Source organism: Tsuneonella sp. HG249, assembly GCF_053819205.1.
In genome coordinates, this window is record NZ_JBSOQY010000001.1 from 188,877 (window position 1) to 215,873 (window position 26,997).

General features: G+C 67.5%; 24 protein-coding genes, 2 tRNA genes and 2 pseudogenes. 20 read left to right on the forward strand and 8 right to left on the reverse strand.

Annotated features, from left to right (window positions below; all coding sequences use genetic code 11):
• Positions 1-233: 233 nt before the first annotated feature.
• From ACWPM1_RS00925 to ACWPM1_RS00975, 11 genes are all read left to right on the forward strand, one after another.
• Positions 234-1,169: a ribose-phosphate pyrophosphokinase gene (locus ACWPM1_RS00925; RefSeq protein ID WP_455692970.1), complete on the forward strand. Its 936-nt coding sequence runs from the start codon at positions 234-236 to the stop codon at positions 1,167-1,169.
• Positions 1,170-1,171: 2 nt separating this feature from the next.
• Positions 1,172-1,954 (forward strand): inositol monophosphatase family protein, encoded by a 783-nt coding sequence (locus ACWPM1_RS00930; protein WP_455692971.1) that lies wholly within the window; start codon positions 1,172-1,174, stop codon positions 1,952-1,954.
• 44 nt (positions 1,955-1,998) lie between these two features.
• On the forward strand, positions 1,999-3,996 hold the full coding sequence (locus ACWPM1_RS00935; RefSeq protein ID WP_455692972.1) for a sulfatase-like hydrolase/transferase: 1,998 nt from the start codon (positions 1,999-2,001) through the stop codon (positions 3,994-3,996).
• Positions 3,997-4,120: 124 nt separating this feature from the next.
• Positions 4,121-4,324 (forward strand): 50S ribosomal protein L35, encoded by a 204-nt coding sequence (gene rpmI, locus ACWPM1_RS00940; RefSeq protein WP_455692973.1) that lies wholly within the window; start codon positions 4,121-4,123, stop codon positions 4,322-4,324.
• Between the two features lie 29 nt (positions 4,325-4,353).
• Positions 4,354-4,710: a 50S ribosomal protein L20 gene (gene rplT / locus ACWPM1_RS00945; protein WP_455692974.1), complete on the forward strand. Its 357-nt coding sequence runs from the start codon at positions 4,354-4,356 to the stop codon at positions 4,708-4,710.
• A gap of 144 nt (positions 4,711-4,854) precedes the next feature.
• Complete coding sequence (locus ACWPM1_RS00950) at positions 4,855-5,739, forward strand: helix-turn-helix domain-containing protein (RefSeq protein ID WP_455692975.1); 885 nt, start codon at positions 4,855-4,857, stop codon at positions 5,737-5,739.
• 113 nt (positions 5,740-5,852) lie between these two features.
• A complete protein-coding gene (locus ACWPM1_RS00955) occupies positions 5,853-6,773 on the forward strand; it encodes a helix-turn-helix domain-containing protein (RefSeq protein ID WP_455692976.1) in 921 nt (306 codons plus the stop codon).
• Positions 6,774-6,802: 29 nt separating this feature from the next.
• Positions 6,803-7,969 (forward strand): phenylalanine--tRNA ligase subunit alpha, encoded by a 1,167-nt coding sequence (gene pheS, locus ACWPM1_RS00960; protein WP_455692977.1) that lies wholly within the window; start codon positions 6,803-6,805, stop codon positions 7,967-7,969.
• The gene (pheT, locus tag ACWPM1_RS00965; protein ID WP_455692978.1) at positions 7,966-10,356 is read left to right on the forward strand and encodes a phenylalanine--tRNA ligase subunit beta; all 2,391 of its coding nucleotides are present in this window, start codon (positions 7,966-7,968) and stop codon (positions 10,354-10,356) included. The genes pheS and pheT overlap by 4 nt, the downstream gene beginning before the upstream one ends.
• Positions 10,353-11,099 (forward strand): SDR family NAD(P)-dependent oxidoreductase, encoded by a 747-nt coding sequence (locus tag ACWPM1_RS00970; RefSeq protein WP_455692979.1) that lies wholly within the window; start codon positions 10,353-10,355, stop codon positions 11,097-11,099. Before pheT ends, ACWPM1_RS00970 begins: the two co-directional genes overlap by 4 nt.
• A gap of 44 nt (positions 11,100-11,143) precedes the next feature.
• Positions 11,144-12,667, forward strand: coding sequence for a peptide chain release factor 3 (locus ACWPM1_RS00975; protein ID WP_455692980.1), 1,524 nt, complete (start codon positions 11,144-11,146; stop codon positions 12,665-12,667).
• Here ACWPM1_RS00975 and ACWPM1_RS00980 read toward each other — a convergent pair.
• The 6 genes and pseudogenes from ACWPM1_RS00980 to ACWPM1_RS01005 form a co-directional block, all read right to left on the reverse strand.
• Positions 12,664-14,016, reverse strand: a complete 1,353-nt coding sequence (locus tag ACWPM1_RS00980) for a sensor histidine kinase (protein WP_455692981.1) — start codon at positions 14,014-14,016, stop codon at positions 12,664-12,666. The two genes, ACWPM1_RS00975 and ACWPM1_RS00980, sit on opposite strands and share 4 nt — an antisense overlap.
• Complete coding sequence (locus tag ACWPM1_RS00985; RefSeq protein WP_455692982.1) at positions 14,013-14,738, reverse strand: response regulator; 726 nt, start codon at positions 14,736-14,738, stop codon at positions 14,013-14,015. The genes ACWPM1_RS00980 and ACWPM1_RS00985 overlap by 4 nt, the downstream gene beginning before the upstream one ends.
• A 63-nt stretch (positions 14,739-14,801) precedes the next feature.
• Positions 14,802-15,371, reverse strand: coding sequence for an EF-hand domain-containing protein (locus ACWPM1_RS00990; protein ID WP_455692983.1), 570 nt, complete (start codon positions 15,369-15,371; stop codon positions 14,802-14,804).
• A 198-nt stretch (positions 15,372-15,569) separates the two neighbouring features.
• Positions 15,570-15,962, reverse strand: a pseudogene (locus ACWPM1_RS00995) (cupin); the annotation flags it as partial.
• The gene (locus ACWPM1_RS01000; protein ID WP_455692984.1) at positions 15,959-16,336 is read right to left on the reverse strand and encodes a VOC family protein; all 378 of its coding nucleotides are present in this window, start codon (positions 16,334-16,336) and stop codon (positions 15,959-15,961) included. The pseudogene ACWPM1_RS00995 and the gene ACWPM1_RS01000, both read right to left, overlap by 4 nt.
• Before the next feature lie 59 nt (positions 16,337-16,395).
• Complete coding sequence (locus tag ACWPM1_RS01005) at positions 16,396-18,201, reverse strand: aminopeptidase P family protein (RefSeq protein ID WP_455692985.1); 1,806 nt, start codon at positions 18,199-18,201, stop codon at positions 16,396-16,398.
• Between the two features lie 36 nt (positions 18,202-18,237).
• Here ACWPM1_RS01005 and ACWPM1_RS01010 point away from each other — a divergent pair, with 36 nt between their 5' ends.
• The 4 genes from ACWPM1_RS01010 to ACWPM1_RS01025 all read left to right on the forward strand — a co-directional run bounded on the left by ACWPM1_RS01010 (position 18,238) and on the right by ACWPM1_RS01025 (position 21,490).
• Positions 18,238-20,292, forward strand: a complete 2,055-nt coding sequence (locus ACWPM1_RS01010; protein WP_455692986.1) for a S9 family peptidase — start codon at positions 18,238-18,240, stop codon at positions 20,290-20,292.
• 2 nt (positions 20,293-20,294) lie between these two features.
• Positions 20,295-20,933 carry an HAD family hydrolase gene (locus ACWPM1_RS01015; RefSeq protein WP_455692987.1) on the forward strand — a complete coding sequence of 213 codons (639 nt, stop codon included), beginning with the start codon at positions 20,295-20,297 and terminating at the stop codon, positions 20,931-20,933.
• Between the two features lie 11 nt (positions 20,934-20,944).
• Positions 20,945-21,322 (forward strand): acyl-CoA thioesterase, encoded by a 378-nt coding sequence (locus ACWPM1_RS01020; RefSeq protein ID WP_455692988.1) that lies wholly within the window; start codon positions 20,945-20,947, stop codon positions 21,320-21,322.
• A gap of 81 nt (positions 21,323-21,403) precedes the next feature.
• A tRNA-Leu gene (locus ACWPM1_RS01025) sits at positions 21,404-21,490 on the forward strand.
• 23 nt (positions 21,491-21,513) lie between these two features.
• Here the strand turns inward: ACWPM1_RS01025 and ACWPM1_RS01030 are convergent.
• Both ACWPM1_RS01030 and ACWPM1_RS01035 read right to left on the reverse strand, forming a co-directional pair.
• A complete protein-coding gene (locus ACWPM1_RS01030) occupies positions 21,514-23,493 on the reverse strand; it encodes a TonB-dependent receptor plug domain-containing protein (protein ID WP_455692989.1) in 1,980 nt (659 codons plus the stop codon).
• 106 nt (positions 23,494-23,599) lie between these two features.
• A tRNA-Arg gene (locus ACWPM1_RS01035) sits at positions 23,600-23,676 on the reverse strand.
• A gap of 95 nt (positions 23,677-23,771) precedes the next feature.
• Between ACWPM1_RS01035 and ACWPM1_RS01040 the strand changes: the two genes are divergently transcribed.
• From ACWPM1_RS01040 to ACWPM1_RS01060, 5 genes and pseudogenes are all read left to right on the forward strand, one after another.
• Positions 23,772-24,149, forward strand: a complete 378-nt coding sequence (locus ACWPM1_RS01040) for a hypothetical protein (protein ID WP_455692990.1) — start codon at positions 23,772-23,774, stop codon at positions 24,147-24,149.
• 54 nt (positions 24,150-24,203) lie between these two features.
• Positions 24,204-24,698 (forward strand): MmcB family DNA repair protein, encoded by a 495-nt coding sequence (locus tag ACWPM1_RS01045; RefSeq protein WP_455692991.1) that lies wholly within the window; start codon positions 24,204-24,206, stop codon positions 24,696-24,698.
• Between the two features lie 30 nt (positions 24,699-24,728).
• Complete coding sequence (locus ACWPM1_RS01050; RefSeq protein ID WP_455692992.1) at positions 24,729-25,442, forward strand: sterol desaturase family protein; 714 nt, start codon at positions 24,729-24,731, stop codon at positions 25,440-25,442.
• Entirely contained in the window at positions 25,409-25,852 is a 444-nt protein-coding gene (locus tag ACWPM1_RS01055) for a DUF2141 domain-containing protein (RefSeq protein WP_455692993.1), read from the forward strand. Before ACWPM1_RS01050 ends, ACWPM1_RS01055 begins: the two co-directional genes overlap by 34 nt.
• 114 nt (positions 25,853-25,966) lie before the next feature.
• Positions 25,967-26,629, forward strand: a pseudogene (locus tag ACWPM1_RS01060) (PAS domain-containing protein); the annotation flags it as partial.
• Positions 26,630-26,997: the final 368 nt, after the last annotated feature.

The window sequence follows — 26,997 nt, forward strand, 5'->3', positions numbered from 1 at the left end:
AGGAGTGTCCAGCCGGGCCAGCCCGTCGGCCGCGTTTGTGAGCCGGCTTTTCGCGGCGATAGCGGGCTGCGAACAACGCCACGAGGAATACCCCTGCAATGACCAGCCAGGCCGACTGGCGCCACGCTAATCCCCCGCGCGCCGTTTCGCCAATGTTGCATCCCCGCCTTCCTTCGCTAAGCCGCGCGGACCGATTCCGCTTGCCCCACAGCCAACAACGGACCGCGCCGCCCATGAAAATCCTCTCCGGCAACGCGAACCTGCCGCTCGCGCGCGATATCGCGGCCTATCTCGAGCTGCCGCTGACCGACGCCAGCGTGCGCCGCTTCGCCGACGAGGAGATCTTCGTCGAGATCCACGAGAACGTCCGCGGCGAGGACGTGTTTGTGATCCAGTCGACCGGCTTTCCAGCCAACGACAACCTGATGGAATTGCTGATCTGCATCGACGCGCTGCGGCGCGCCAGTGCCAAGCGGATCACCGCGGTCATCCCCTACTTCGGCTATGCCCGGCAGGACCGTAAGCCCGGGCCGCGCACACCGATTTCGGCCAAGCTGGTCGCCAACCTGATCACCCAGGCGGGCGCCGACCGGGTGCTCGCGGTCGACCTTCACGCGGGGCAGATCCAGGGCTTCTTCGATATCCCGACCGACAACCTTTACGCTGCGCCCGTGATGGCGGCCGACATCCAGGCGCGCTACGCCGGGCGCGACCTGATGGTCGTCAGCCCCGACGTGGGCGGCGTGGTCCGCGCCCGCGCCCTGGCGAAGCGGCTCGACAACGCGCTGCTGGCGATCGTCGACAAGCGCCGCGACCGGCCGGGCGAGAGCGAGGTCATGAACATCATCGGCGACGTGAAGGGGCGGCATTGCATCCTGATCGATGACATCGTCGATTCGGGCGGCACGCTGTGCAACGCGGCGCAGGCGCTGCTCGACAACGGGGCGAGCTCGGTCGCGGCCTACATCACCCACGGGGTGCTGAGCGGCGGGGCGGTCGCCCGCGTCAACGAATCCGCGCTCGAGGAACTGGTCATCACCGATTCGATCCGCGCCACCGACGCGGCGGCGGATTCCAAATGCATCCGCTATCTCACCATCGCCCCGCTGATCGGCGAAGCGGTGCGCCGCATCGCCGACGAGAGCAGCGTCTCCAGCCTGTTCGACTGAGCGTGTCGCTCGCTACCGATATTGCGCTGGCCAACCGCCTCGCCGACGCGGCGGGGGAGACGATTCGGCCTTACTTTCGCGGCGAGATCGGGCTCGAGGCCAAAGGCGACGCCTCGCCCGTCACGTTGGCCGACCGCGCGGCGGAAGAAGCAATGCGGCGCATCCTCACCGCCGAGGCGGGCCGCGACGGGATCATCGGTGAGGAGTTCGGCACCGAGCGCGAAGGCGCTTCGCGGCAATGGGTGCTCGATCCCATCGACGGCACGGTGAGCTTCGCTGCCGGGCGACCGATTTTCGGCACTCTTATCGCGCTGCTGCGGGATGGGTTTCCGGTTCTCGGCGTGATCGACCAGCCCATTTCGGGCGAACGCTGGGTCGGCGCGATCGGACAGGCGACCACTTTCAACGGGACCGAGGTCCGCACCCGCCTCTGCCGCGAACTGGCCGATGCGGTACTGGCCTCGACGGGGCCGCAGTACTTCGACGACCATTCGGCCGAGCACTTCATGGCGCTCGCGGCCAGATGCGCCCACAAGCGGATGATCTGGGGCGGCGACTGCTACAATTACGGCCTCGTCGCCAGCGGCCAAGTCGACCTCGTGTGCGAGAGCGGATTGAAGCTCCACGATTTCGCTGCGCTGGTGCCCATAGTCGAAGGCGCTGGCGGGGTGATGGCCGACTGGAACGGCGAGCCGCTCCATGCTGGAAGCGAAGGCCACGTCATCGCGCTCGGCGATCCGGCGCGGCTCGAGGATGTGGTCGAGGCGCTCGCCTGCGCGCACTGAAGCGTTAGCCCGATGCTAAGTCCGCTGCGCTAGGCCGCTCGCCTATGGCGACGACCGCATTCCAGCCCGCGATCCTGCCGCCCCGCGCACGCGGATTTGCGTGGGGGCGGGCCTTTAGGCTGCTCCCGGTGGCGATCGCGCTCATCGTGTCGGCGATCGAACTCGCGCTCGCCGACCGCAAGTTCGGCCTGTTCTCCGGGGGCTTCGGGATCAGCCGCGCGGTCGATACGCTGGGCGAGGCCGCGTTGTTCCTTGTCGGATACGCCGCCGTCCAGATGCTCATTGCGCTGGCTGGCTGGGCCTTCGCCGTGCGGGTAACGCGAGGCCGCGCCGGATGGACGCCGGCCTTCGTCTTCGCGCTCACCAACGGCGCGATCTTCGTTGGCGTGATCGCGGCGCAATACAAGCTGGCTTCCTACTTCAGCGACGCGGTCGGCTTCGCGCTGCTCGCCCAGCTGGGGGGCGGGAGCCTCGCCGACGCGCTCCTGTTCGGCTTGAGCGAGATCGGGCTGGCGTTGGTGGTGATCGGCTGCGGCACGGCGGCTGCATGGCTTGCGTGGAAAGCTCTTGCCCGCCTCCCCCTCGCGAGCTTCGATCGCCCACAATCGCCCCGGCCTCTATCCTGGCTGGTCGTCGTCACGACTTTCATCGCGCTGGCGATCGCCATTCCGCGCAGCGGAAGCGATGCCGCCTACGCGCTCAACCGCACGCTGGCGTGGGCCGCGATGGGCGGCTTGCTGGACCGCGCGACCGATTTTGACCGTGACGGCTACGGCCTGTTCGGCGTGCAGCACGACACCCATCCCTTCGACCCGGCGCGCCACCCGCTGGCCCTCGACGTTCCCGGCAATGGGATCGATGAAGATGGCTATGGCGGCGATCTGAAGCTCGTTCCGCTGGCAGCCACGCTCGAACCCCAAGTTTTCTCGGCGCGCGCCCCCCATGTGATCATAGTGGTGTTCGAATCCACCCGCGGCGACGTGCTGGGCCAGCGCGTTGATGGCCGACCGGTCGCGCCAAACCTCGACGCCCTGGTAAGCGCGGGAAGCGTCGCCCGCCCCGCCTTCAGCCATGTCGGCTTCACCACCGAAAGCCTGAAATCGCTCTTCGCGGGGCAACTCGCGCCGCGCGAGGGGGACCCGTCGCTGTTCGCCGACCTCAAGGCCAGCGGCTACCGCATCGGCGTATTTTCCGGGCAGCCGGAGGACTTCGGCGGAATTTCCGAGACGGTGGCCATGCGCCGCAACGCCGATGTCTATTTCGACGCCGAGACCCTGCGCGAGAAAAGAGCGTTCGACTTTGCCGCGCAAGGCAGCTTGCGGGTGGACGAGGGACACCTGCTCGCCGCTTTCGATCGCACTTTGGGCCGCGAGGATTGGAGCGCGCGGCGGCACATGGCCTATTTCAACTTCCAGTCAGCGCACTTTCCCTACGATCACCCGGGCGTCGCGAGGCGCCTCACCGGCGAACCGATCGCACGCGGCGACATCACCCCCGCCAATGCCGAACGGGTTCGCCAGACCTACTGGAACGCCGTCGCCAACGCGGACCGGCGGCTGGGAGAGCTGATCGCCCGGCTGAAAGCGAAGGGGGTGTGGGAAGACACGTTGCTCTTCGTTGCCGGCGATCATGGCGAGGAGCTGTTCGAGAGCGGTTTCCTCGGCCACGGCCACGTCATCGGGACCGAACAATTTGCCACGCTGCTCGTCGCCAACCGCCCGGGCGTCCTGCCCCGGGGGCCGATCGCGCTTTCCGACTATCGCGCCATCATCGCGGCGGCGATCAAGGGGGTCAGCCCGCCGATGATCGAGGTGCCGCCATTCCTGCACATCGGCCCGCTCGACACCCCAACCGCCATTGGGCTTGCCGAACCCCAGGGCATCATCACCAGCTTGCGGCTCGACACCGGCGAAGTGTGCTTCCGCGAGCGCGACATGTGCACGCCCTACTCCCCGCTCACTGGCGCCGACCGCGCCCGCGCCGATGCGGTCGTGGCGCGCTGGGGCTCCGAACGCTGGCGCGAGCGGCTTCGCGCGCACTAAGCGGGTTGCTTTTCGCGCCCTCCCGCCTTAGGGGCGCGCGCTTCACCGACACGTGATTCACCGTCGGCCTGGCCAACAAGGGCTGCCAGGGCTGACAAGTGCGTGTCCCCGAAAGGAGACGAAAATGCCCAAGATGAAGACCAAGAGCGGCGTCAAGAAGCGCTTCAAGCTCACTGCCACCGGCAAGGTCAAGCACGGAGTCGCCGGCAAGCGTCACCGCCTGATCAGCCACAATGCGAAGTACATCCGCCAGAACCGCGGGACCTCCGTGATCGCCGACGCAGATGCGAAGACGATCAAGAAGTGGGCCCCTTACGGCCTCGATTGAGCCGGCGTTAGAGACAGGAGTATTTCGACATGGCACGCATCAAACGGGGCGTAACCACCCGCGCCAAGCACAAGCGGATCCTCGATCAGGCCAAGGGCTATCGCGGTCGCCGCAAGAACACCATTCGCGTCGCCCGCCAAGCGGTCGAGAAGGCCGGGCAATACGCCTACCGAGACCGCAAGGTAAAGAAGCGGAGCTTCCGGGCACTGTGGATCCAGCGCATCAACGCCGCGGTCCGCGCCGAGGGTTTGACCTATTCGCAGTTCATGCACGGCGTGAAGCTGTCGGGTATCGAACTCGACCGCAAGGTCATGGCCGACCTCGCGATGAACGAGGGCGGTGCCTTCACCGCGATCATCGCGCAGGCCAAATCCGCGCTCAACTAACGTATTGCGCATGCGATTTTGAGGGCGTCGCGGGTTGTACCCGCGGCGCCCTTGACGTGTGGCGCACGTGCGTTATGGCTAAAAAATACAAGAAGATGTCCTTCGGGTCGCACTCACTCTCCCGCCAAGGACTGCTGCAGAACGATGTCGGAATCGCCGAGCATAGCCGTGCGTTTCTTCCGTTTGTCGGAATCGCTGCAACCGTATTTCACGGCGCTGTATCTTACCGTGATCGAAGCGGGCGACGGACTAGTCGTCGACTACCTGCATCCCGAATGGGCGGCGATGCGGTTTACCGAGGGGCCCCCTCCGGTGGCCTGCCTGGGCCCCGGCGAAATGACCGCGCAGTGGCCATTCGTCGCTGGCGGCCCAACCAGCGTAGCCACCCATTTCGGCGTGACGACGAGCCGCGTTTGGGGCCTCGGCCTGCAGCCGGCGGGCTGGGCCAAGTTCATCGACTACGATGCTTCGGCCCTGGCCAATCGAACCGTCGATGGCAGCACGCACCCCGCGTTCGCGGCGTTTGCGGATATCCTGCCAAAGATTGTCGCCTCGTCCGGTGACGATGAGGCGAAAGCCGAGGCGATCGAAGCGCATTTGCTGAACCAGGCGGATAGACAGGTCCCCCGTGAGCCCGAGATCGTCGCCCTGCAGGAGGCGCTGCGCGATCCCTCGGTCGGCGAAGTCACGACACTGCAGGCGCGGCTGGGCATGTCGGCGAAATCGCTCGAGCGGTTCTGTCGGCGCTATTTCGGCTTCACGCCCAAGTTACTCCTGCGCCGACAACGGTTCGTCCGCAGCCTCGCGCAGTTCATGCTCGATCCCTCGCTCAGCTGGATCGATGCGCTCGACGGGCAATATCACGACCAAGCGCAGTTCGTGCGCGAGTTCCGCGAGTTCATGGGCCTTTCGCCGAGCGAATACGCGAAGATGTCGCACCCGATCGTCCAGCCGATCATGCGCCAGCGAATGGCCGACCAGGGCGCCGCCACCCCGCTGGACCTGCCGACGGTGGCTCGCTTTCGCTGATCTCGCCCTTGCCAGGATAGCGGGCGCTTGATAGCCCTCGCGCATAACTTAAATCAGGCCTGAGCGCCTGCGTGTCGCCCATTCCTATCATAAGCGGAGACGGTGCCGATCCCATGCCGGACCATTCGGCGACCTCGTTTCCGCCAGAATGCGTGGTCGACGCTCGTTTCTTCGCGCCGCCTCCCGATCTCGAAGGCTGCGTTACCAGCATCTACCGGCTGGACCTGTCAGTGCCGGGCAATCAGCGGGTGGTGGACTGGTTGCAGCCTGAATGGGGCAACCTCCGGGTCTTCGCCGGAGATCTGCCCTTGGCCCAACTCGGCAACGATCCGATCGTCGCCGATGCCCGCTTCACCGCGACGGGGCCGAGCTCCCGCGCCGTGCGCTTCGAGCTCGGGACGACGCGGATGTGGGGCATCGGCCTCCTGCCGATGGGCTGGGCCCGGTTCGTCGGCCAGCCGGCGGCCCCGCGCGCGAACCTCCTGGTCGACGCGGAACGCTATCCGGAGTTCGCGGGATTCGCCGGGCTGCTCGACGTTTTCTCGGGCGAGGCTGACGACGATGCCGAGTTCGGGCGCATTGTCGCGGTGCTACGCTCGCGTGACCAGCCGGTCCCCGACTCCGAGAAGATCCGCGCGGTCCATGGAGCATTGGTGGAGCTGGGCCTCGCCACCGTCGCCGATTTCGCGGCGCACGCGGGAATTTCGGTCCGAGCCCTCGAGCGCGTGTGCCGGCGCCATTTCGGGTTCGCGCCCAAGCTCCTTCTCCGGCGCCAGCGTTTCATGCGCAGCCTGGCGGCGTGGATGCTCGGCGGGATGGGCCGGTGGAGCGCGGCGATCGACGAACTCTACACCGACCAGGCGCACTTCAACCACGAGTTCCACGAGTTCATGGGCATGAGCCCCACCGACTATGCCGCGCTCCCGCACCCCATCCTGTCCGCTTTCATGGAACAGCGCGCGAAGACTTGGGGCTCGCCGGCGCAAACGCTTGACCGGCCCGGCGGCCCGATCGCGCGCGAAGGATTGCGATAGGGCGGCCCGCCCCCTAGGGGCACCTCGCGATGAATACGACTGAACAGGACGCCCGGCTGGCCGAGGCGCTGGCCGCGATCGCCGGGGCGGATGCCGACGCGCTGGAGGCACAGCGGGTGGCCGCGCTCGGCAAGGCCGGATGGGTCAGTGGCCTCCTGAAGACACTCGGCCAGATGAGCCCCGAGCAGCGCAAGGCCGAAGGGCCCCGCATCCAGGCGATGCGCGCGCAGGTTGCCGAGGCCATCGAGGCGCGCAAGGATGTCCTTGAAAAGGACGCTTTGGAACAGAGACTTGCGAGCGAAGTGCTCGACCTGACGCTGCCAGCGCCCGAGGCGCCGAAGGGTTCGATCCACCCGGTCAGCCAGGTGATGGACGAGCTCGCCGAGATCTTTGCCGACATGGGTTTCGCGGTCGCGACGGGACCCGAGATCGAGGACGAGTGGCACAACTTCACCGCGCTCAACATGCCCGAAAGCCACCCGGCGCGGGCAATGCACGACACCTTCTACTTCCCGCAGGAAAGTGCGAATGAAGCGCTTGATCGGGCGCCGGACGATCATGAAACGGCCTCAAGCAGCGCAGCGATAGGCCAACAAAGGCGCATGCTGCTGCGCACGCATACCTCGCCGGTGCAGATTCGCTCGATGGTCGAGAAAGGCGCGCCGCTGCGCATCATCGCGCCGGGCCGCGTGTATCGCTCCGACAGCGACGCCACTCACACGCCGATGTTCCACCAGGTCGAAGGTCTGGTGATCGACGAGGGCATCCACCTCGGCCACCTCAAGTGGACGCTCGAGACCTTCCTTAAGGCGTTCTTCGAGCGCGACGACATCGTGCTGCGGCTGCGGCCGAGCTACTTCCCGTTCACCGAGCCGAGCGTCGAGGTCGACGTGGGCTGGCAGGACGTCGGCGGCCGCCGCGTGCTCGGCGGGCACGGCGACGCGCCGGGGCACGGGTGGATGGAGCTGCTCGGCAGCGGGATGGTCAACCGCCGGGTGATCGAGTTCGCCGGGCTCGATCCCGACAAGTGGCAAGGCTTTGCGTTCGGGGTCGGCGTCGATCGGCTCGCGATGCTCAAGTACGGAATGGACGATCTGCGCGCTTTCTTCGACGGCGATGGGCGCTGGCTGGCGCACTATGGCTTCAGCGCGTTCGACGTGCCGACGCTGTCGGGCGGGGTGGGAGCGCGGGCATGAAGTTCTCGCTCGAATGGCTGAAGGCTTTTCTCGACACCGAGGCGAGCGCCACCGAAATCGCGGCGAAGCTCAACGCGATCGGGCTTGAAGTCGAAGGCCTCGAGGACCCGGCCGAGAAGCTCGCTGGCTTCCGCATCGCGGAGGTCCTGACCGCCGCGCCGCATCCGCAGGCCGACAAGCTGCAAGTGCTCACGGTCGACACCGGTGAGGGCGATCCGCTGCAGGTGGTCTGCGGCGCCCCCAACGCGCACGCGGGGATGAAGGGCGTGCTGGGGCTGCCGGGCGCGGTCGTCCCGGCAAACGGGATGGAGCTCAGGAAAAGCGCCATCCGCGGGGTCGAGTCCAACGGCATGATGTGCTCGACCCGCGAGCTGCAGCTCGGCGACGATCACGAAGGCATCATCGAGCTTCCCGCCGATGCGCCGGTCGGCGAGGACTTCGCCAGCTACCAGGGCGTGAGCCCGGTATTCGACGTCGCGGTCACTCCCAACCGGCCCGATTGCATGGGGGTCGAAGGCATCGCCCGCGACCTCGCCGCCGCCGGCATGGGCACATTCAAGCCATGGCGTGCCGGGACCAACCCCGGCGCCTTCCCCTGCCCGGTCGAAATCCGCACCGACGATCCTGAAGGTTGCCCGGCATTCTACGGCCGGGTCATTCGCGGGGTGAAGAACGGCGCGAGCCCGGATTGGATGCAGGCGCGGCTGATGGCGGCGGGCCAGCGGCCGATCAGCGCCTTGGTCGATTTCACCAACTATCTCTCGCTGGGCTTCGGCCGCCCGGCGCACGTCTACGACCTCGCCAAGCTGTCCGGCCCGGTGGTCGCCCGCCGCGCGCGCGCCGGCGAGCAGGTCGATGCGCTCAACGAAAAGACCTACACCCTCACCCCCGAGATGACCGTCATCGCGGACGATGCCGGCGTGCACGACATCGGCGGCATCATGGGCGGCGAGCATTCGAGCGTCACCGCCGAGACCACCGACGTGCTGCTCGAGATCGCCTATTTCGATCCCGAGCGGATCGGCGCGACCGGCCGGGCGCTGGGCATCGCCAGCGACGCGCGCAGCCGGTTCGAGCGCGGGGTCGATCCCGCCTTCCTCGACGCCGGGCTCGACATCCTCACCGACCTCATCCTGCGCACCTGTGGCGGCGAGGCCAGCGAAGTCGTCCGCGCGGGTGCGCCGCCGAGCGAGCCCAAGGTGGTCGCCTACGACCCTACGCTCGCGGAGCGACTGGGCGGAGTGGCGATCCCCGAGGCCGAGCAGCGCGCCGCGCTCGAACGGCTCGAGTTCGGCGTCAGCGACGACTGGCGGGTCACCGTCCCGCTGCGCCGCCACGACATCGAAGGCCCGGCCGACCTGGTCGAGGAGGTCGTCCGCCTCCACGGCCTCGACAAGGTTCCCTCGACCCCGTTGCCTCGCGCTGATGGCGTCGCCCGCCCGACCGCCACTCCCGAGCAGGCGCGCGAGCGCAAGGTGCGCCGCGCCGCCGCCGCGCGCGGGCTCAACGAGGCGGTGACCTGGTCCTTCTTGCCCCCCGCCGACTCCGACCACTTCGCCGAAGGCAACGGCGGGCTGTGGGTGCTCGAGAACCCGATCAGCGAAGACATGAAAGCGATGCGCCCTTCGCTGATCCCGGGGCTGCTCGCCGCCGCCAAACGCAACACCGACCGCGGCGCGGCCAGCATCCGATTGTTCGAGCTCGGCCGCCGCTATTTGCGCGGTGAGGGCGGCACGAGCGACGAGCGCGCAACGCTCGGCGTGCTGCTCGCGGGCGAAAAGGCCCCGCGCGGCTGGGCCACCGGAAAGCCCGCGCCGTTCGACGCCTACGATGCCAAGGCCGAAGCGCTGGCGCTGCTCGAAGCCGCCGGCGCCCCGGTCGACAACCTGCAGGTGCTCGGCGAGGCGGGTACGCAGTTCCATCCCGGCCAGTCGGGCACCCTCCGGCTCGGCCCCAAGACCGTGCTCGCGCGCTTCGGCGCGCTCCATCCGGCAACGCTGAAGGCGTTCGACGTCGAAGGCCCGGTGATGGCGGTCGAGTTGTTCCTCGACGCGATCCCGCCGAAGAAGAACGCGCAGTTCGCCCGCGCTGGCTACGCGCCTCCGGCGCTGCAGTCGGTCACCCGCGACTTCGCGTTCCTGGTCGATGCCGCCCTCCCGGCGAGCGATTTAGTGCGCACCCTGAAAGGCGCTGACAAGGCCAATATCTTCGCCGCGCGAGTGTTCGACGACTTCCGCGGTAACGGGGTGCCCGAAGGCAAGAAGTCGCTGGCAATCGAGGTCACCGTGCAACCGGGCGAGAAGACCTATACCGACGCCGATCTCAGGGCGATTTCCGACCGTATCGTTGCCGCCGCCACCAAGCTCGGCGCGGAGTTGCGCGGGTGAAGACTGCCTTCGTCACCGGCGCCACCGCGGGCATCGGCGGGGCCACCGTGCGCACGCTGGTCGCGAGCGGCTGGCGTTGCGTCGCTACGGGCCGGCGGGCGGAACGGCTCGACCGGCTCGTCGCCGAGCTGGGTGCGGACAAAATCCACCCCGCGGTGTTCGACGTGCGCGACACGCCGGCGCTCAAGGCGGCTATCGCGTCGCTGCCGGAGGGCTTTCGTGAGATCGACCTGCTGGTGAACAACGCCGGGCTCGCGCAGGGCCTCTCCCCCGCGCAGGAGGCCAGCCTCGACGACTGGCAGACGATGATCGACACCAACGTCATTGCGATGGTGACGGTGACGCGGTTGCTGTTGCCCGGTCTGATCAAACGCAAGGGAGCGATCGTCACCATCGGCTCGGTGGCCGGGAGCTACCTCTATCCGGGCGGCAATGTCTATGCCGGCAGCAAGGCGTTCGCCAATCACTTCACCCTCGCGTTGCGCGCGGATCTCCACGGCACCGGAGTGCGGGTAACGAGCATCGAGCCCGGCATGGTCGAGACCGAGTTCACCGTGGTGCGCACGGGCAGCCAGGAGGCCAGCGACAAGCTCTACGCCGGGGTGAACCCGATGACCGCCGTGGACATTGCCGATACCATCCGCTGGATCGCCGAGCTGCCGCCACACCTCAACATCAACCGGATCGAGCTGATGCCGGTGAACCAGGATTTTGCCGGGTTTCGGGTGGCGCGGGAAAGCTAGACAATTTCGTCATTCCCGCGAAGGCGACACACAGAGTATCCGAAATGACCTCCAACCGACGCACATTCGCGATCATCTCGCACCCCGACGCGGGCAAGACGACGCTGACCGAGAAGCTGCTGCTACAGGGCGGCGCGATCCACCTTGCCGGCGAGGTCAAGGCGCGCGGACAGGCGCGGCGCGCGCGCAGCGACTGGATGAAGATCGAGCAGCAGCGCGGCATCTCGGTGACCTCGAGCGTGATGACCTTTGCCAAGGACGGCACGGTGTTCAACCTGCTCGACACCCCGGGCCACGAGGATTTCTCGGAGGACACCTACCGCACGCTGACCGCGGTCGATTCGGCGATCATGGTGATCGACGCAGCCAAGGGCATCGAGCCGCAGACGCGCAAGCTGTTCGAAGTGTGCCGCCTGCGCAGCGTGCCGATCATCACTTTCGTGAACAAAGTCGACCGCGAGGGGCGGCCGTTGTTCGAGATCCTCGACGAAGTGGCGGATGCGCTGGCCCTTGATGTCAGCCCGCAGTCGGCGCCGCTCGGAATGGGCGGGCTGTTCACCGGGGTGCTCGACTTCGCCAGCAACACCGTCGCCAAGCCTGAAGGGGCGAGCAAGGAATACTTGGGTTCGCGAGAGCCGCTTGGCGAACTGCCGGACGATCTGGCGGAGGAAATCGAGCTGGCCCGCGAAGGCTACCCGGCGTTCGACCTTGAGGCTTTCCTCAACGGTGACCTGACCCCGGTGTTCTTCGGCAGCGCGCTCAAGAATTTCGGCGTGGAGGAGCTGATCGCGGCGATCGACCGCTGGGCCCCGCCGCCGCGCCCGCAGCCGTCGGACGAGGGCCCGATTTCGCCCGAGCGCGACGAGGTGACCGGGTTCGTGTTCAAGGTCCAGGCCAACATGGACCCCAACCACCGCGACCGGATCGCCTTCATGCGGCAGGTTTCGGGCACCTTCAAACGCGGCATGAAACTCACCCCCAGCGGGTCGGGCAAGCCGATCGCGGTGCACTCGCCGATCTTGTTCTTCGCGCAGGACCGCGAGATCGCCGACACCGCCGAGGCCGGCGACATCATCGGCATCCCCAACCACGGCACGCTGCGCGTTGGGGACACGCTCAGCGAGAACAACACCGTGCGCTTCACCGGCCTGCCCAACTTCGCGCCGGAAATACTCCGCCGCGTGGTGCTGAAGGACCCGACCAAGACCAAGCAATTGCGGAAAGCGCTCGACGACCTTTCCGAAGAGGGGGTGATCCAGGTGTTCTACCCCGAATTCGGCGCTCAGTGGATCGTGGGAGTCGTCGGCCAGCTGCAGCTCGACGTGCTCGTTTCGCGCCTCGAAGCCGAATACAAGGTCGGCGCCAACCTCGAACCAGCCCCGTTCGCGACCGCACGATGGGTGAAGGGCGGCGACGCCGCGCTGAAGTCTTTCACCGACTTCAATCGCGCCAACCTCGCCAAGGACCGCGACGGCGACCCGGTATTCATGGCCAAGTCCAGCTGGGACGTGAACTACCAGGTCGAGCGCAATCCGGAGCTGACGTTCTCGGCGACGAAGGAGCGCTAGGCGGGGAGCCGCAGCTCCGCGCTCAGACCGCCCTCGGCGCGATTGGCCAGCACCAGCCGTCCGCCATGCGCTTCGGCGATCGCGCGCGCCAGCGTCAGGCCGAGACCCGCGCCGCCGGTCTCGCGGTTGCGGCTGGCCTCGCCGCGGACGAACGGGTCGGTGATGGTCGCAAGGCGCGCCTCGGCAATGCCCGGGCCGTTGTCGGTGACCCGGAGCACCGCCTCGCGCCCTTCCTTCAGCACCGCGACTTCAGCCGCGCCCCCGTAGCGGACCGCGTTCGAAACGAGGTTGCGCAGGGCGCGCTTGGCCCAGGTGACATGCACCGGCGCGACTACCCGCGCACCGTCGGCGAGGCTCGTCGGCTCGCCCATGTCCTCGAACTCATCGACCACCCCGGCGGCAAGCGCGTAGAGATCGGTCCGCTCGGGCGGCTCGCTCGCGCGGCCCACTCGGGCGAGGCTGAGGATGTCGTCGAGGGTGCGGGTAATGTCTTCGATGCCGGCCGCCATGCGCGCTCGCTCGGTGTCGTCCTCGACCGATTCGATGCGCACGCGCAGAGCAGCCAATGGCGTCTTGAGGTCGTGGCCGATCGCGCCGAGCATGACGTCCTTCTCGTCGAGCATGGCCGCGATCCGCGCTTCCATCGCGTTGTGCGCGGCGATCAGCCGACGCAGGTCGTCGGGCCCTTCGGGCGCGAGTTGGCCCTCGGGGTTGCGGGTGTGGGCGAACTCTTCGACGCGGCCGGTAAGCGCGGCGAGCGGGCGGGTGATCCGGCGCAGGAGCAGCCACATCGCCAGCAGCAGCACGCCGAACAGCACGAGCGTCTGCAGCACCAGCCCGCGCAGCGCCGCCCGCTCGTGCGGGGGCAACCAGGCGCGCGCGGTGAGCCAGCCGCCGCCGTCAGCCTGGGGCACACTGGCGAGCAGGATGCGGCTGCTGGTCAGTCCCATGCCGCGGCGCATCGGTCGTCCGTTCGCAAGGCGCTGGAGGACACGCGGATCGGCCAGCGCCTCGCGGCTGATCACCCGCACCCGTGCACCATCGGCGAGACCCTCCTCGACGAGAACGTCAGCTAGCGCGCGCGTCATTTGCGGCTCGGCGCGGTCGCCCGCCACTTGCGGCAGGCCCGCGCTGCGCTCGACACGCATCCGCCGGGGCCCCCGCCATCCGTCCGCCTGCCCGTTCGAAGCGGCGATCAGCTGCACCGCCAGGCTGCCGACGACATGTTGCTCGCGACGCTCTTCGGCCGCGCGGAAGAGCAGCGTAGCGGAGATCGCCTGCGCGGCGAGCAGCGCCAGCGCCACCGCGAGCAGCACCTGCCCGAGCAGGCTCCTGGGCCACAGCCTCATGGCGCGAGCCGGCGCACGTCGGCGGCGAAGCGGTAGCCGCCGCCGCGCACGGTCTGGATGAAATGTGGATTGCGGCTGTCAGTCTCGATCTTGCGGCGCAGGCGGCTGATCTGGTTGTCGACCGCGCGGTCGAACAAGTGCGCCTCGCGGCCCTGGACGAGGTCGAGAAGGCGGTCGCGGTCGATGACCTGCTTGGGCCGGTCGAGGAAGGCGACGAGCAGGCGGAACTCGGCCGTGCTGATCGGCACGGTGGCGCCCTCGGGATCGGTCAGGCGGCGCTTCAAGGGATCGAGCCGCCAGCCTTCGAATTCGTAAAGTGCCTCCTCCTCGGGCGGCGCGGACGCCTTCGAGGCGCGACGCAAGACCGAGCGGATGCGCGCGACCAGCTCGCGTGGCTCGAACGGCTTAACGACGTAGTCATCGGCGCCGATCTCGAGCCCGACGATGCGGTCGGTCGGCTCGCCCTTGGCGGTAAGCAGGATGGTAGGGATCGCTTTGCTCTCGACGAGGTGGCGGCAGAGGGAGAGGCCATCCTCGCCCGGCATCATCACGTCGAGCAAGACGAGGTCGGGGGTTTCGGAGAGCAACGCGGTGCGCGCCGCTGCCGCGCTTTCGGCCTCGCGCACGACAAACCCCTGGCGCGCGAGGTACGCGGCCAGGGGCTCACGAAGCGTTGCTTCGTCGTCGACCAGCAAGAGCGAAACGGGCGCCGATTCAGTCATGCCGGATGTGGTGCGCATGGCGGACCGCGCCGGTCAAGCGCGGCCCGCCTTTGGCATCGTGGCTCAGTTGGCCGGCTGCGTCGCCTGGCGCTTGGCCTGCCACTGGGCGCGCATCGCCTGCCGAGCGGTCTGGCGTTCGGCCACGGTCACGGTGCCGTTGCTGTCCGCATCGGCCTGGCTGAAACGCTTGAGCGCGGCAGCGGTGAACTCGGCGCGGCTGATCGCGTTGTCGCCGTTGGTGTCGGCCATCCTGGCCATTCCCATGCGTCCGCCCCGGTGGCCGCGCGTGCCATTGCGCTTGCCTTGCTCCATGCCCTGATGGCCGGCATGCTGGGCAGCGCGCTCGGCGCGCTTGGCCCCCCGCGCAGCCTGACGAGCGTTGAACTCAGCCTCGCTGATCGAGCCGTCGTTGTTCGTGTCGAGTTTGTCGAAGGCCTGTCCGCGACGCGCCTCGCGGTCGGCGGCATTGAGCACGCCGTCGTTGTTGGCGTCCATCCTGGCGAAGCGCTCAGCGGCTTTCGCTTCCACCTGGGCGCGGGTCATGTCGCCCTGCTGGGCAAGGGCCGGAGCAGCCAGCGCGATCCCGGTGGTGGCGAGCACGGCGGCGCCGATCGAAAAGGTTATCTTACGCATGGTCGAACTCTCTTCTCTGTCAGAACGGGTAGAGCTGCGGGGGGCAGGGTAGGGGAAAAGGGGAGGAAACCCGGCCCGCACCGCCGCAACTCACGCTCTTCATCTAGGCGCCAAGTGTCGCACGCCTATGCCCGTTCCGGAGAGATTTGTCGCAGATTGTCGCGCCGGCGATGGCCGGTTCACCGGTGCGCAAGCTCCGCGGGGGCGATGTTCGGTCCCGATCCCGGCGGTGATGAAGAGCGCGGTCGCCGCGCCCGTCACGTCGGCTGTGTGCCAGGTTCCGCGCGGGTTGATCGCATACTCGCCCGCGCGGATCGCGACCGTGTCACGCGAGCCATCGGCATGCTCCTGGTGCAAGGTTATCGCGCCAGATGTGCAGACGACGACCTCATCACCCACGGGATGCATCTCCCACGAATCCCACGGCTCGACGAAAGTATACATGCTGACCAGCCGCCCTTCGGCGCCGTCGCCATCGTGGCGTCTTCCATAACCCGCGTACCATTCCATCCCGGAAAACGGCGGTTGCGGCACCGCGGTCGCGCCGAGTTCGAGATGGATGAACCGCTCGCTCAGTGCCAGGCCGCTCATTCGGGCGCGGCCATCACGAAGGCGTTGAGCTTGTTGCCGTCCAGGTCGCGGAAATAGCCTGCGTAAAAACCGCCGCCGCGATCGCCCGGTGCGCCCTCGTCGGTCCCGCCGTTAGCGAGCGCTATGTCATACAGCCGCTGAACGTGGTCCGTATCCTTGGCCGCCAACGCCACCATCACCCCGTTGCCCACGGTCGCCGATCCGCCATCGAAGGGCTTGGTCAGCCCGATGCCGGCGGCTCCGCCGGGGGCACCCCAGGCGATGAAGGTGTCGAACTCCATCATCCGCCCAACGCCAAGCTCGGCCGCGAGAGCATCGTAGAATGGCGCGGCCTTTGCGAGGTCGTTGGTGCCGAGGGTGACGTATCCGATCATGCGAAGTGCTCCTTGCCGCGACTCGACCCGCGTGGAACATTACGCGAACATTAGAACGGCTACAAGGGCGCGCAAGCGTCCTCCAGCCACTTCAGCACCTCGCCTTCGAGTTGCGGCGAGAGGATGCGCCAGACGTCGGCGTGGTAGCCGTTCCACCAGTCACGTTCCTCTGGGGTGAGGAGCGAGATCTCGACCAGCGCCTTGTCGATCGGGGCGAACGTCAGCGTCTCAAACCCGAGGTAGTCGCCTTCCGCGCCGGCGATCTCGCGCTTCTCGACCAGCACGAGGTTCTCGATGCGGATGCCGTAGGCGCCTTCCTTGTAATATCCTGGCTCGTTCGACAGGATCATGCCCGCGAGCAACTCCTGGTCGCTGCCCGCCTGCGCGCCGGTGATCTTGGCGATGCGCTGCGGCCCTTCGTGAACCGAGAGGAAGCTGCCGACGCCGTGCCCGGTGCCGTGCGCGTAGTCGACCCCGGCTTGCCATAAGTACTGGCGCGCGAAGGCATCGAGCTGGCCGCCTACCGTGCCCTGCGGGAATACCGCGCGGGCGATGGCGATGTGGCCCTTGAGCACGCGGGTGTTGCGGTCCTTCTGCTCGGCGCTCGGTTCGCCCGGGCCGATCCACACCGTGCGGGTGATGTCGGTGGTGCCGTCGAGATACTGGCCCCCCGAATCGCACAGGTAAATGCTGCCCGGCGCGATCGGAATGTTGCTGTCCTCGTCGACCCGGTAGTGCGGCAGCGCGGCATGCGGCCCGGCGGCGCTGATGGTGTCGAACGAGAGGTCGCGCAGCATGGGGTCGGCATCGCGGAATTCGCGCAGCTTGGCGGCAGCGCCGTGCTCGTCGAGCCCGCCTTTCGGCGCCTCGACGCTCAGCCAGTACAGATACCGCGCGATCGCCGCGCCATCCCGCGCCTGTGCCGCACGCTGCCCAGCCTGCTCTACCGGGTTCTTGACCGCGCGAGGCAGGATCGTCGGATCGCGCACCGCGACCGGCTTGGCACCGGCGCTTTCCAGTGCGTGGAAGATCGCCGCGACGCCGTAGTTGGGATCGACCGCCACCGCCTTCCCCGCGAGCCCGCCGAGCGCGCTCTCGAAAGCCGCGCGGGGGCGGATGGTCACCGCGTTGCCGAGATGCTGGGCCAGTTCCGGCGTGACCTTGTCCTCGCTGATGAACAGCTCGGCGGTGCCATCGGCGTGGGCGATGACATACGCCAGCGCCACCGGCGTGCGCTCGACGTCTTGGCCGCGCAGATTGAGCAGCCAGGCCACCGAATCGAGGGCGCTGATCACCGCCGCGTCGTGGCCTTCCCGCTTGAGCCAGTCGGCGACTTCGGCGCGCTTGTCGGCGCTGTTGCGGCCCGAGTGCGCGTCGGAATGGACCAGCGCGGGGGCGTCCGACGGTTCGGGCCGGTCGGCCCACACCGCGTCGATGGGGTTGCCATCGACAGGCACCAATGCGGCGTGCTTCTTCTCAATCGCCTTGGCGACCTGCTCGGCCCAGCCCTTCGAATGCAGCCAGGCGTCGTAGCCAATCTGGCCCCCCTCGGGCGCGTGCTCGCCAAGCCACTTGGCGGGGCTCGTCGCGGGGACGCCTTGGTATTCGAACAGCTTGCCGTCGACCTGGTCGCGGACCTGCACGGTGTAACGCCCGTCGGTGAAGATCGCCGCCTTGTCGGCGAGTACCACCGCGGTCCCCGCCGAGCCGCCGAAGCCGGTCAGCCAATGGAGCCGCTGGGCATAAGCGCCGATGTACTCGCTCATGTGCTCGTCGGAGATGGGCACGACGAACCCGTCGAGACCGCGCCGCTTGAGCTCTTCCCTGAGAGCGGCGAGCCGGGCTTCGTGAGTCTGCATGAGCATGTTGCGGTCCTTTCGCGCCCCACATAGAGGCCCGGCATGAACGATGCCAGTTTGAAGCCGCCAGTCGCCCCGAAGAAGCCGTCGAGCGTGACTCACCACGGCATCACCGTCGCCGACGATTACGCGTGGCTGCGCGACAAGAGCTACCCGACTGTCGATGACCCCGAAGTGCTCGCGCATCTCGAGTCGGAGAACGCCTGGTTCGAGGCCGCGATGGCGGGCCAGAAAGACCGGATAGACGCCCTGTTCAGCGAGATGCGCGGGCGCATCAAGGAAGCCGACAAGTCGGTCCCGCAGAAGGACGGCGACTGGCTCTACTGGGTCGAATACGAGGAAGGTGCCGAGTACAAGAAGTGGTGGCGCAAGCCGGTAGCCGGGGGTGAACACGAGCTGATCCTCGACGAGGTCGCGCTCGCCGAGGGCAAGGAATACTTCCGGCTCGGCGCGCTGTCGGTATCGAAGAGCGGAAGCAAGCTCGCCTACGCGATCGACGACAGCGGCTCGGAGCGGTTCACCGCGCGCATCAAGGACCTGGCCACCGGCAAATTGCTGGCGGACGAGATCCCCGGCACGCTCTCCGCGCTTATCTGGGTCGCGGGCGATACCGGCCTCGTTTACAGCCTCGCCAACGAGCAATGGCGCACCGACAACGCGCGGCTGCACTGGCTGGGGTGGCCCATCGCCGAGGGTGTCGAGCTCTACCACGAGGACGACGAAGGCTTCCGGGTCGGCGCGGGGCTTTCCGCCAACGAGCAGTGGCTGGTCGTCTCGACCAGCGACCACGAAACTAGCGAGGTCCGGCTGATACCCGCCGCCGACCCGCTCGCCGAGCCGATCCTCGTCCGGCCCCGCCAGAAAGGCGTCGAGTACGAAGTCGATGAACGCGAGGGTACGCTCTACGTGCTCGCCAACGACACGCACGAAAACTTCCGCCTCGCGACCGCGCCGCTGGCTCATCCCGGCGAATGGACCACGCTGATCGAAGGGTCGGGGACGTTCTACCTCACCGGGTTCGACCTGTTTCGCGACTTCTACGTCATCGAAGGGCGCCAGGGCGGGCTCGATACGATCGAGGTCCGCTACTACGACGAACCGGACCGGGTCGAACCGATCGCTTTCCCCGAGGACAGCTACGCCGCGCACCTGGGCGACAATCCCGAATGGGCATTGGACAAGCTTCGGGTCGGCTACGAATCGATGGTCAGCCCGGCGACCACCTACGACTACCACGTCGCTGAGCGGCGCCTGGAAGTGCTCAAGGTGCAGGAAATCCCCTCGGGCTACGACGCGTCGCTCTATGCCACCGAACGTCTTCACATCGCCGCGCGCGACGGGACCGACATCCCCGTTTCGATCATGTACCGCAAGAACCGGAGCCAACCAGGGCCGCTGCACCTCTACGGCTACGGCGCCTACGGCATCGCGATCCCGCCGGGGTTCTCGACCACCCGCCTCAGCCTCGTCGATCGCGGATTCGCCTACGCCATCGCCCACATCCGCGGCGGCGACGACCTGGGGCGCGCTTGGTACAAGGGCGGCAAGCTCGACCGCCGCACCAATACCTTCACCGACTTCGTCGATGTTGCGCGCGGCCTCATCGAGCGCGGCTATACCGAAGAAGGCAGGATCAGCGCCTCGGGCGGCTCGGCCGGCGGCGGGCTGATGGGCGCGGTCGTGAACTCCGATCCTGAGCTGTGGGGCGCGGTGGTGGCGCACGTGCCGTTCGTCGACGTGCTCGCCACGATGCTCGACGCTTCGCTGCCGCTGACCCCCGGCGAATGGCCCGAATGGGGCAATCCGATCGAGGACCGCGCCGCCTTCGAATTGATTCGCAGCTATAGCCCCTACGACCAGGTCAAGCCGCAGGCCTATCCGCCGATGCTGGTCACCGCCGGGCTGAACGACCCACGCGTGACCTACTGGGAGCCCGCCAAGTGGGTCGCCCGCCTGCGCGAGCTCAAGACCGACGACAACGTGCTGCTTTTGAAGACCAACATGGGCGCCGGCCATGGCGGCAAGTCAGGCCGGTTCGAGAGCTTGCGCGAAACCGCCGAGGAGTTCGCCTTCATCCTCTGGCAGTTCGGACTGTGACCGTGCCCTCAAGTAGCGCCGCGCTAGGTCCGATCAAAAATGTCGTGTTCGACATCGGCAACGTGCTGGTGCGGTGGGATTCGCGCGGGATCGTCGAAGCGGCGTTCGGCGTCACCGGCGAGGAGGCCCACGCCCGCTGGCACGCGCTGTTCGTCGAGGCCGACATCTGGCGCGCGCTCAACCGCGGCGAGCATACCGAGGCGGGCGCCAAACGCGCCTTTGTCGAGGCTGGGCACCTGACCGAGGACGAAGCCGAGCGGCTGTTCGCGGCGCTCTATGCCAGCCTCCACCTGATCGAAGACACCCCGCCGCTGATGGAGCGGCTCGCGCGCGCCGGTTACCGCCTGTTCGCGCTGACCGACAACGTCCACGAGATCGTGGCGCACCTTTCAGACACTCACGAATGGTGGGCCATGTTCGAGGCGGTGACCAACTCCGCCGAACTCGGCTGCCTCAAGCCTGATCCCCGGATGTACGCCCACTTGCTCGAGACCAACGGGCTGGTTGCGGAAGAAACCGTTTTCCTTGACGACATGCCCGGCAACGTCGCGGGGGCGCATGCGGCTGGGATGCACGCGTTCGTGTACACCGATGCCACGCAGGCCGAACGCGACCTTCGCTCCATCGGTGTCGCCATATGAAGCGCTTCACGATGACCTTTGAAGCGCTTCATCAGCACATCGACGAGCTCGGGCACGTAAACAACGCGGTGTGGGTGAACTGGATTCAGGGCATCGCCACCGCCCACTGGTCGGCGGTCGCCGACCCGGTTCACGTCGACCGCTACGTGTGGGTCGTGACCCGCCACGAGATCGACTATCGCGGCAATGTCGCGGCCGGCGAAACGGTGACCGCCGAGACCTGGATCCCCGAGGGCCCGCGCGGCGCCCAGTTCGACCGCTGCGTCGAGTTCCGCTCCGCCGAAGGCAAGCGCCTGGTCGCCGCGCGCAGCACCTGGGCGATGCTCGACAAGTCGAGCGGCCGCCTCGTGCGCGTGCCCGCCGAAGTCGCCGCGCCTTTCTTGCCCTGAATCGCGGCTTGCGGCACGCGGGAGGCGTTGCTAGAGGCGCGCCCCTACCCGGACCGCTCGCGGTCAAATCCCATCCGATGTGCGGTCGTGGCGGAATTGGTAGACGCGCAACGTTGAGGTCGTTGTGGGCGAAAGCCCGTGGAAGTTCGAGTCTTCTCGACCGCACCAGATGAACCTGGCCCGGTGGCCGCCTACAGCCCCAGCTTGATTCCTGCCCACACGGTGCGCGGGGTGCCGAGGTCGATCGAGCCACCTTGGTTGCGAGTCACGATGTCCGCATCGGTCAAATTCTCTCCCCGTAGCACCAGTGAGAGCCGCCCGCCGAGCGGCACTTGGGCGAAGGCGTCGACCGTGGTCGCCGTGGGCAGCACATCGGTCTCTAGGTCGTCCTCGAACTGGGCATCGACATGGCGCACGGTCAGCGACACTAGACCGTGCGCGGTCGGCCGCCAGCTCAGCGTGCTTGCCGCTACCCATCGCGGCGTCTGCGCGGGACGCTTCCCGTCGAGCGCCGCCGCCGCGCCGCTGCCACGCGCTTCCGCGTCGGTCCAGGCAAGCGAGCCGGCAAACTTCACCTCGCCGAAGGACAGACCCGCCCCGGCCTCGATCCCGCGCGAACGGATCGCGTCGATATTCTGCCGCTGCCGCAGGTTCGGGCCTAGCGTCACGTTGGCGACCGCATGCTTCACCCGGTTGTCGAACGCCGTCAGCGAGAGGTCGAGTCGGTCCGACGGCGTGAAGTCGACCCCGGCCTCGAACCCCTCGAGCCGCTCGTTGCTCAAGTCCGCGTTGGCTTGCGTGACGACCGGGAATACCGTGAACGGACGGTAGAGCTCGTTAAGCGTCGGGAGCCGCAGCCCGGTGTAACCCGCAGCCCTTAGCCGAAGCCCCCCGCCGAGACGAACCAGGGCTCCGCCGCGGAACGAGGCTTCCCAGCCAGAGCGGTCGAGATAGGACAGGTCACTGATCGTCGCCCCGCTGGCGGCACGGGCGGAGAAGAAGCCGTCGCGGATCGTGAAACGGTCGGCGCGCGCCCCGGCGGTGAGCGTGACGGCCCCGACGGTCAGATCGTTCTCTACGAACAGACCGAGGTCGGTGTTCACCCCGCCCGCGTTGCGTCGCTGGGTAACCAGCCCAGTGACGGTGCTAAGCGCGTCTTCGTAAAGCTCGCCGGCCGACTTGCGATAGTCGAGCCCGAAGCGAAGCACGTTGCTGCCGCCGGTCGGCGGACGCAGCTCGAGTTTCCCGCCGAGCCCAGTGGCTGGGGTGTTGCGCTGGTGGAGCGTCGGCACGAACGCCGTCGAACTCACCACCACGTTGGTGAAGTTGCGCGCCTGGACATAGCCGAGCACGTCGAACTGCCAGGGGCCCCGGCCGACCAGCCGCAACGAGGCGTCCTGCCCCTCCATCGACGTATCGGCCCCGCCGAAACGCAGCACCCGATCGTCGCGATAGGCGAGACCGCGGGCCTGCAACTCGATATCGTCCGCCAGCGGCGCCACCGCGCGCAATTGCGCCGACCAGGCATCGTATGCGGCACGGGCGGTGGCCGGGACACGCTGCTCGGCCGGGGTGGTGAAGAAGCCTTGTCCACGGTCCCACCGGCCGGACAGGGCCGCGAACCCCCCGCCAAGGTCTGGCGCCAAGGTCAGGCTCGTTTCGGTTTCCCCCCGGTCGTTGACCAACGCCTGACCCGCCACCAGCCCAAGCGCCGTCGCGTCAGCGCTGGTGAGTTCGATCGTCCCGGCGAGGGCGCCCGCGCCGAAGGGACCGGAGCCGCCCCCGCGCGTGACGCGCGCGCTCGCCAGGCGTTCGGGCGCGATTGCGCTAAAAGGAATGTAACCGAAGAACGGGTCCGCCATCGGCACCCCGTCGAGCAGCACTTGCGCGCGGCTCGAAGCGTTGCCGCCCAATGCGCGCAGCGTCGCGCCTTGCGCGCTCGGATTGCTCGAGCGGCTGTCGGAGCGGCGGAATTGCTGGAAGCCCGCGACCGTCGCCAGCGCATCCTCGATCCGGCCTGACCCGGTCGAAACCAACCGCTCGCGCTCGATCGTCTGTGTGCCATAGGCCGGCGTGGCCGGAGTGTCTGGAAGCCCCGCCCCGGTGACTACGATCACGGGTTCGGGATCGTCGGCAGATTGCGCGAAAGCAGGCGCCGTGCTTGCGAGCACGGCGCAGGAAGTAAGGAGGCGCTGATGGAGTGAGGACACTGCTTCGCTCGCCTGGCTTGGACCGCGGGGCCATCCGGAGGCCCCGGAAATGGCAGGCCCTCAATAATGGCGCACCCGACAGGATTCGAACCTGTGACCTCTGCCTTCGGAGGGCAGCGCTCTATCCAGCTGAGCTACGGGTGCCCGGGAGGCGCGCGCTTAGCAAAGCGGTTCGGTGGGCGCCAGCATCTTGTCATTAGCGATTTGGCAAGCGAATCCCGGTTAACACCGGCGTCACGATGAATGCGCCGCCCACCGACTTTGCCCGCCCTCAGGCCCCACCGCGGACCGACGGCACGCTGGGGGCACAGTGGGCTGCGCTACAGGAAGCGGCAAGCGCCGTTGCCGGACTGGCCGGGCTAGCGCCGGAAAAGCCGAGTCCTCAAGTGAGCCACTACCCAGCGCTGATCGAGCGCGCCGGCGGTTGGCGTCACGATCTCGCGACCGATGGCATCACCGACCTTTTCGCGATGATGCGCCCCGGCCTGCAGGCCCTGTTCGCCGTCTCGGCCGCCGGACGCGATCCGACCGCTGCGGCACTTACCCTATGGCGCGAATACCATCATGCCCGCGCGGCGTTGCTGGCGCTGGTGCCCGAATCCACCCCGCAAACCTGATCCGCTCGCCGCATCCGGGTTGACCGGGTTCGCCTTTCGTTCCAATTCCGCGGCATGGCCGATTCACCCGCTCTCGCGCTTGCCGCCGAAAGGCACGACGCGCTTGCCGTGGCCCGCGGCATCTGCCGGCTGTTTGCGCGCAATGATATCTGGTGTCTCGCCGAAATGCCGCTCCGCAACGGGCGCCGCGCCGATCTGATGGGCGTCGATCCCAAGGGCCGGATCGTGATCGTGGAAATCAAGGTGAGCCGCGCTGACCTTGTCGGCGACGGGAAATGGGGCGACTACCTCGATTTCTGCGACCGGTTCTATTGGGGCGTGCCGCCCGGGATAGACTGCGCGATCCTCGACGGGCTCGACTTCAAGCCGGACTGCTGCGGCGTGATCGTCGCCGACGGCTACGATGCCGAGATCATTCGCCCCGCGCCGAGCCACCCGCTGGCACCCGCCCGACGCAAGGTCGAGGTGGAGCGGCTCGCGCGCACGGCGCTGCGCCGCGGCGTCGTCTCGGCCGATCCGCATTGCGCGCCGTGGGGGCAAGGGGTTTAGTAACCCGCGCCGCTGCGCCATAAGCGAGCGATGATCACCGCCGTTGTCCTGTCTGCACTGGCGATGACCGCGATCGTCGCGGTCCGCTATGTCCTGACCAGCGGGGCCTTCGCCTGGGCCACTTCGCGAGTGCGGCCGGGGCATTATGCAGGGCTTGGCGCGCAGATGCGCCGCGAAGTGGCCTGGTCGCTCGCTTCGGCGGCGATTTACGGGATCCCCGCAGGGGTGGTGGCGTGGGGCTGGCAAGAGCGGGGCTGGACCCGGATCTACGTAGAGTGGGGCGATTATCCCCTGTGGTACCTGCCACTGAGCGTGCTGATCTATCTCGCCGCGCACGATACCTGGTTCTACTGGACGCATCGCTGGATGCACCGTCCGCGCCCGTTCAAGCTGGCGCACGCCGTCCATCACGCCAGCCGCCCGCCGACGGCGTGGGCGGCGATGAGCTTCCACCCGATCGAGGCCATCACCGGCGCGGTGGTGATACCGGCGCTGGTGTTTCTCGTCCCCATTCACGTTGCGATGCTCGGCGTGGTACTGGCGATCATGACGGTCATGGGGGTGACCAATCACATGGGATGGGAGATGTTTCCGCGATGGCTCGTTCATTCGAAATTGGGAGATTGGCTGATAACCGCGAGCCATCACCAACGGCACCACGATCACTATCAATGCAATTACGGGCTCTATTTTCGCGTTTGGGACAAGTTGTGCGGCACCGATCGCGGGCTGGCTTCGCCTTAGCCCTCGGAGCGCTCGCGCTCGGCGGCGCCGCACCGACGCATGACGTTACCGTCTCGGTCAGCGGGCTTCGCTCGGCCAAGGGCGTGGTGCGCGCGTGCATGACGGCGGATCCAGTGCGCTTCCCGCGCTGCGCAGGTGACGCGGCCTCGTATCGCTTGGTGGTCCCCGCCGCGGCTACCGTGAAGTTGTCGTTCAAGGGGGTGGCCCCGGGACGCTATGCCATCGCCCTGCTCCACGACGAGAACGGCAACGGAAAGGCCGACCGGGCGATGGGGATGATGCCGAAGGAAGGTTACGGCTTCTCACGCGACGCGCCGGTGCGCATGGCGCCGCCCAAGTATGCCGAAGCCGCGTTCGCGGTCGACAGCGAGGATCTCATCCTTGCGATCAAGATGCGCTACATGCTCTGAGCCGCCAGAAAGTCGCGGCGCAACTTAACGGGATGTTTACCACGCCGCGCGCACAACCCTGAGCGATCGCATGAAGGCGCCGATGTGCGCCGCGCACAGGGGTAGCGACACGGTATGGACGACCTGCGGGGACAGTTCGGCGCAGCGGCCTTCGAGGCCGGCGGCTACGACTACGGACTCGGTGACGAGGACGTGGGGCACGAGCCACCGCCCAGCCCGGTCGGACAGGACGAGCGCCGCATGCAGGTGCGCGCGTACAACCACTGGGCGAGCCTGCTGGGCGACGGCAACTTCCCGTCGATCGAGGACCTCGATCCGCAGGCGCTGCCCGATTTCGGACCCTATTCGGTCCTGCTCGACTTCACCAACGGGATCGACAATCCGGCCATCCGCTTCCTGGGCGAGACGCTCGCCGAGGAATGCGACGTGCCGATAACCGTGGGCCAACTCGACGACGTGCCGGCCCGCTCGCTGCTGAGCCGCATCACCGATCACTACATGCAGATCATCGCCAACCAGGCGCCGATCGGGTTCGAGGCCGAGTTCGTCAACCAGCGCGGCAACACGATCCTCTACCGCGGCATCCTGCTGCCTTACTCCAGCGACCTCGACACGATCGACTTCATCTACGGCGTGATAAACTGGAAGGAGATGGCCGACCAGCTGACCAGCGACGAGCTGCTGCTCGAGATCGACCAGGCGCTCGAGACCGAGGGGGACAAGCCGCGCCAGCTCGATCCGGTAACCGATTGGGCCGACGGCCCCGGCGCCGACGAGTCCGTCGCCCAACACGTCCCCCGGAATGTTGGACCGGCCACCGACGATCCATTCCCGCTACCCGCCTTCGGCAACGACGATGACGACGAGCTCGAACTAGATGCTGAAGACGAGGAAGACGAACCGCTCGATCTCTACGAAGCCATAGAAGCGGTCGACGACGAGCCCGAAGGCCCAAGCCGCTTCGCCTCGTTGCTCACGCTCGGCGGCAGCAGTTCGGGCGCAGGCGCTTTCGACGACGAGGAAGACGAAGACTTCGGCGACGACGACGAGGACCCCGTTGCCAAGTGGCTGAAGCGCAGCACGCCACTGGGCGAACTCCCGGAAGTTGCTCAGGACACGCTTCCCACTCCCTCCTTCGGCCGCAT